The sequence below is a fragment of the Flavobacterium sp. genome (assembly GCF_049318185.1).
Classification (GTDB): domain Bacteria; phylum Bacteroidota; class Bacteroidia; order Flavobacteriales; family Flavobacteriaceae; genus Flavobacterium.
In genome coordinates, this window is record NZ_JBMOGV010000133.1 from 1 (window position 1) to 4,741 (window position 4,741).

4 protein-coding genes and 1 pseudogene are annotated in these 4,741 nt (G+C 30.6%); 2 read left to right on the forward strand and 3 right to left on the reverse strand.

The genetic code is table 11. From position 1 onward, the window contains the following. Nucleotides 1-745 (forward strand): T9SS type A sorting domain-containing protein (locus ACOYLT_RS10105; protein ID WP_422853730.1); only part of this gene is annotated, 745 nt, incomplete at its 5' end. 44 nt (nucleotides 746-789) lie between these two features. Here the strand turns inward: ACOYLT_RS10105 and ACOYLT_RS10110 are convergent. Together ACOYLT_RS10110 and ACOYLT_RS10115 are read right to left on the reverse strand one after the other, a co-directional pair. Then, on the reverse strand, nucleotides 790-1,206 hold the full coding sequence (locus tag ACOYLT_RS10110; protein WP_422853733.1) for a thiol-disulfide oxidoreductase DCC family protein: 417 nt from the start codon (nucleotides 1,204-1,206) through the stop codon (nucleotides 790-792). 12 nt (nucleotides 1,207-1,218) lie between these two features. Next, nucleotides 1,219-3,387 carry an endonuclease MutS2 gene (locus ACOYLT_RS10115; protein ID WP_422853731.1) on the reverse strand — a complete coding sequence of 723 codons (2,169 nt, stop codon included), beginning with the start codon at nucleotides 3,385-3,387 and terminating at the stop codon, nucleotides 1,219-1,221. 85 nt (nucleotides 3,388-3,472) lie between these two features. Between ACOYLT_RS10115 and ACOYLT_RS10120 the strand changes: the two genes are divergently transcribed. Further along, nucleotides 3,473-4,138, forward strand: coding sequence for a uracil-DNA glycosylase (locus tag ACOYLT_RS10120; protein WP_422853732.1), 666 nt, complete (start codon nucleotides 3,473-3,475; stop codon nucleotides 4,136-4,138). A 75-nt stretch (nucleotides 4,139-4,213) separates the two neighbouring features. Here ACOYLT_RS10120 and ACOYLT_RS10125 read toward each other — a convergent pair. Continuing rightward, nucleotides 4,214-4,741, reverse strand: a pseudogene (locus tag ACOYLT_RS10125) (ABC transporter substrate-binding protein); the annotation flags it as partial.

The following is a 4,741-nucleotide window of genomic DNA, read 5'->3' on the forward strand; positions in this document are numbered from 1 at the left end:
AACAGCAAAAATATTGCCATATGCTTCAGGTTTTGATAATGCAACTACAGATTTTGTTGGTTGGACTACATATGGAAATAGCGCTTATGGGCCAGGTACGAATTCTTCATTTGCTCAAGCAGGAACTCAATATTGGATTTTTAATGATACTGTTGGATCAGTTTCAAATAACTGGTTATTTTCTCCTGCTATTTCTTTACAAGCTAATGAAAAAGTTATAGTTTCTTTTTGGGAAAGAAATGGTACTACTGCTGGGAATAGAAATTTGAGACTTACAGTAGGTAATGCTGCTTCACCAGATGCTCAAACAACTGTAATATATTCTAATGCAGCTTTATTAAATAATAGTTATACACAAATTACTGCTCCAGAGTATCAATTTCTTTCTGCTGGTATTTACTATTTTGCATTTAATGATATTTCTAATGCTGCTAATTCTGTTATTTCTGCAGCAATGCGTATTGATACGGTAAACTTTGCTACTAACTTATCAACTGGTGATTTCTTATCTTCTAAATTTGCTATATATCCAAATCCTGCAAACGATATCCTTAACTTTTCTAATCAAGATAATGCTATTGTTAGTTCAGTTGAAATGTTAGACTTAAACGGAAGAATTGTAAAATCTGTTAAAGTTAATGCAACTGAAGGTCAATTTTCAATTAGTGATTTAGCTACGGGTATTTACATGATGAAAATTAGTACCGACATAGGTATAGCTACCAAAAAAATAATTAAAGAATAATATATTCTTTTAGATAAATAAGCCATCAGTAATGATGGCTTTTTTTATGCCAAAAATTTAGAGTTATTTTCTAAACTAGGTAATAGGCATTGTTCTTTCTTTCCATACCATTTATACCTGTTTTTTGCAATATAATCGTAAACAAGATTAGTTATATAACTAGGGAAGATTGAAAACGAATTTAATAATGGATACAATCCATTTAATGATGCAGCAATTTTAAAAGCAGCATTTGCTTTGAGGTAATAGGCGCTGCCTGGTTCATATAAAACGATGCTGTCAATTTTGGTACTATCAATACCAATATGTTTTATGATTTTTTGACCAAGTTCTGACTGTAAAGAGACAAACCTGCAACTATCTTTTTTATCATGCTTAATTATAAATTGCACGGCAGCATCACAAAGGTTGCAAAAACCATCAAAGAGAATTATTTTTTTGCCTTTTGGTAAGTCTTCAATATTCATGAATATTTATTTTGCTTGTACATATTCTAATAGCTCTAAAGTTACTTTTGAAGTAAACATGCCATAATTGACTACAGCTTTATTTTTTTCTATTTTATCAATAGTTCCTATCGCTTTGCCGTCAATCATTCTAACACGATCACCAATTTTCAAGGTTACTTTTGGTTTTTCAGTTTCTAGTTTTAGAGCTTTAATTTTATTTTCTTTTTTAACTTCTCTAATTTCTTCAACTTTCACTTTTACTTCCTCAATAACTTTCTTTTTGATGATTTCTTTTTCAACTTTTTCTTTAACTGTGGCTTTTTTGCGTTTAGAGTTTTCTATTTCAACTATTTTTAAAAACTCTCCAATCAATACTTTTTTGTCTTTGTTGTTAAAGTATTTATCAGCAATATCATCTATCTTTTGGCCCATATAAATCAAACGCTGATTTGCATCATATAACTCTTGATAACGTTCTAATTTTTCTTGTATCTTAGAATTGATGGTTTCCATCTTTTTTCCTTCTTGACGCGCTTTGCTTTCTTCCTCTTTGAGTGTTTGAGATGTTTTTTCTAGTTTTGAGCGTTCTTTTTGAAGGTTGGCTATAGTTTTATCAAAGCGTACTTTTCCACCTTCTATTTTCTTTTTGGCACGATTAATTAATCCATAAGGAATGCCATTTTTTTGTGCTACTTCAAACGTGAAAGAACTTCCTGCTTGACCTAAAATCAATTTATACATGGGTTCCAAGGATTTTTCGTCAAAGAGCATGTTGGCATTACTAGCAAATGGTAATTCATTGGCTAAAATCTTTAAATTAGAATAGTGCGTTGTAATTATTCCATAGGCTTCACGATGATAAAATTCCTCTAAAAAAATTTCAGCTAAAGCACCTCCTAATTCTGGATCAGATCCAGTTCCAAATTCATCTATTAAAAACAATGTTTTTGCATTGCATTTTTTGAGAAAATAATTCATGTTTTTCAGGCGATAACTATAGGTGCTCAAATGATTTTCTATGGATTGATTGTCACCAATATCAGTTAAAATTCTATCAAACAAAAAAGTTTCACTACGCTCATGAACAGGAATTAAAATTCCACATTGCAACATAAGCTGAAGTAATCCAATGGTTTTTAGAGAAATAGTTTTTCCACCTGCATTTGGTCCAGAAATGACTATTATTCGGTTATCTCTATTTAGTTCAATAGTTTGAGGAAATGTTTTTTCTTGCTTTTCACTATTATTCAAAAATAATATAGGGTGGAAAGCATCCCTGAAAAACAAACGTTTTTCCTCAATTATACTGGGTAAAACAGCATTTATTTTTCTGGCATATTTTGCTTTGGCAGCAATTACATCTATATCACTGAGAAAGTCCTGATATTGTTTTAATAAATCAATAAAAGGTCGGATATCATTAGATAGTTTCTTAAGAATTCTTGTAATTTCCTCTCTTTCTTCATATTCTAAATTACTCAATTCTCTTGAATAGCGCAATGTAGCTTCGGGTTCAATATAAGCTATACTTCCTGTTTTTGAACTTCCTAAGATGGAACCTTTTACTTTTCTACGATACATTGCCATTACTGCTAAAACTCTACGGTTTTCAATAAAGCTTTCTTTGATTTCATCTAGATAGCCCAAAGAATTATATTGACTCATGGCTTGTCCAAAACTCTGATTTACTTTCCCCCGCACAACGCTCATGTCTCTTCGAATATTGATTAAATCAGGAGAAGCATTATCTTTTATTTCTCCATATTTATCAACAACTTCATCTATTTTTTGAATGATATATTTGGTATATTCAACTTGAGTAGCTTTTTCGTTTAGTTTTGGATAATAATCTTGAAACTTTTTTAAGAACAATAATAATACATTTACCGTTTCCGAAAGTGAGGCTATTTTTCTATAACTTCCAACTTCCAAAAAACTATCTTCTATAGATAAGAATTTGAAGTCTTTGGTTAGATTATCAAATCCATGATTTGGTATAGTATTATTATTACTGAAAGATGATAAGTATTCTGATGTTTGCAGTAAATTATCCATCAATAATCCCTTATTATTAAGGGGAACTATTTGAAGTGCTTTTTCTTTACCAATTTCTGTATTGCATCGGTCTGAAATAGTTTGCAAAACGGTTGTAAACTCTAAATCTTGTAAAGTTTTATCTGTGATTGAAATCATTAAAATATTGTCTTTGCTTCAAAGTTACAAAGTATAAAATCCAAAATGAAGTAGAAAATACTATTTTTGATTAAATTTTTAATAGATGTTTATCAAATTACATGCTTCCTGGCACAAAGTCCTTTCTCAAGAATTTGAGAAACTCTATTTTAAAGCGCTTATGGAATTTATTAACATCGAATATGCAAATCATAGGTGTTTCCCAACAGCAACTCAGATATTTGCAGCATTTGAACATTGTCCATTTGATAAAGTAAAGATTGTTATTATAGGACAAGATCCTTATCATGGTTTAGGGCAAGCTAATGGTTTGTGCTTTTCAGTAAATGATGGTATGACTTTTCCACCCTCACTTATTAATATTTTTAAAGAAATTCAATCAGATTTAGGATTGCCTATTCCTATTTCGGGCAATTTAGAGCGTTGGGCAGATCAAGGAGTTTTATTGTTAAATGCCACACTAACCGTACGTGAAAGCGAAGCAGGAAGTCATCAAAATCAAGGATGGGAAACTTTTACTGATAAGGTTATTCAAAAAATATCAGATGAAAAAGAAAATGTTGTTTTTCTCCTTTGGGGTGGTTTTGCCAAAAAGAAAGGTTCAAAAATTGATAGAAAAAAACATCATGTTTTAGAAACTGGCCACCCATCGCCATTGAGTGCTAATCGTGGATTGTGGTTTGGTAATAAGCATTTTAGTAAAACTAATGATTACCTAAAAAGCATTGAAAAAAAAGAAATAGCATGGTAATTTCTTACTTTACATTAGAATAATAATTTCCACTAATACTCTTAAAATGTTTATTTATTGTCACGATTGCGAAATCTAAACAGCTTTTATTATTTCAGATAAAGTACCTATTTTATCAATAATTTTAAGTTCAAACAATTTTTTTTGAATTTTGTTTAACATTTTTTCTTCTAATGGTTTTTGTGACCATTTGGTAACTGAAATCCATGCTCGAATATCTTCTAATTGTTGATCGTATTTTAAGGATAAAGTCCTATCAATGCTAGGAATATCTTTGAATTCTATAGTAGTATTGTTAATTATTTCTAGAATAAGAGAAATAGTTTGTTTGTTTTGTTCTAAAAATACATTTCTTACGGCAATTACAAAGCAAGGCCAAGGAGTTGGACAATCAGCAACACGACGAAATATTCCTTTGTCAACTAATGGTTTGGTCATAAAATGTTCCCACATAAAGTAATCTGCGTTGCCATTTGACAAAGCTTCTACAGCACCGTCAATAGTATTTACTATCTCAAATTGCAGGTTGTTTGTATTCCAATTTTGATTTTGTGCATTGATATAAGCCATCAAATGTGAACCTGAACCATAGCGAGAAATGGC

Coding starts and splice junctions, on each gene's coding strand:
- ACOYLT_RS10115 (WP_422853731.1), bottom strand. CDS start 3,387: ATGATTTCAATCACAGATAAAACTTTACAAGATTTAGAGTTTACAACC.
- ACOYLT_RS10120 (WP_422853732.1), top strand. CDS start 3,473: ATGTTTATCAAATTACATGCTTCCTGGCACAAAGTCCTTTCTCAAGAA.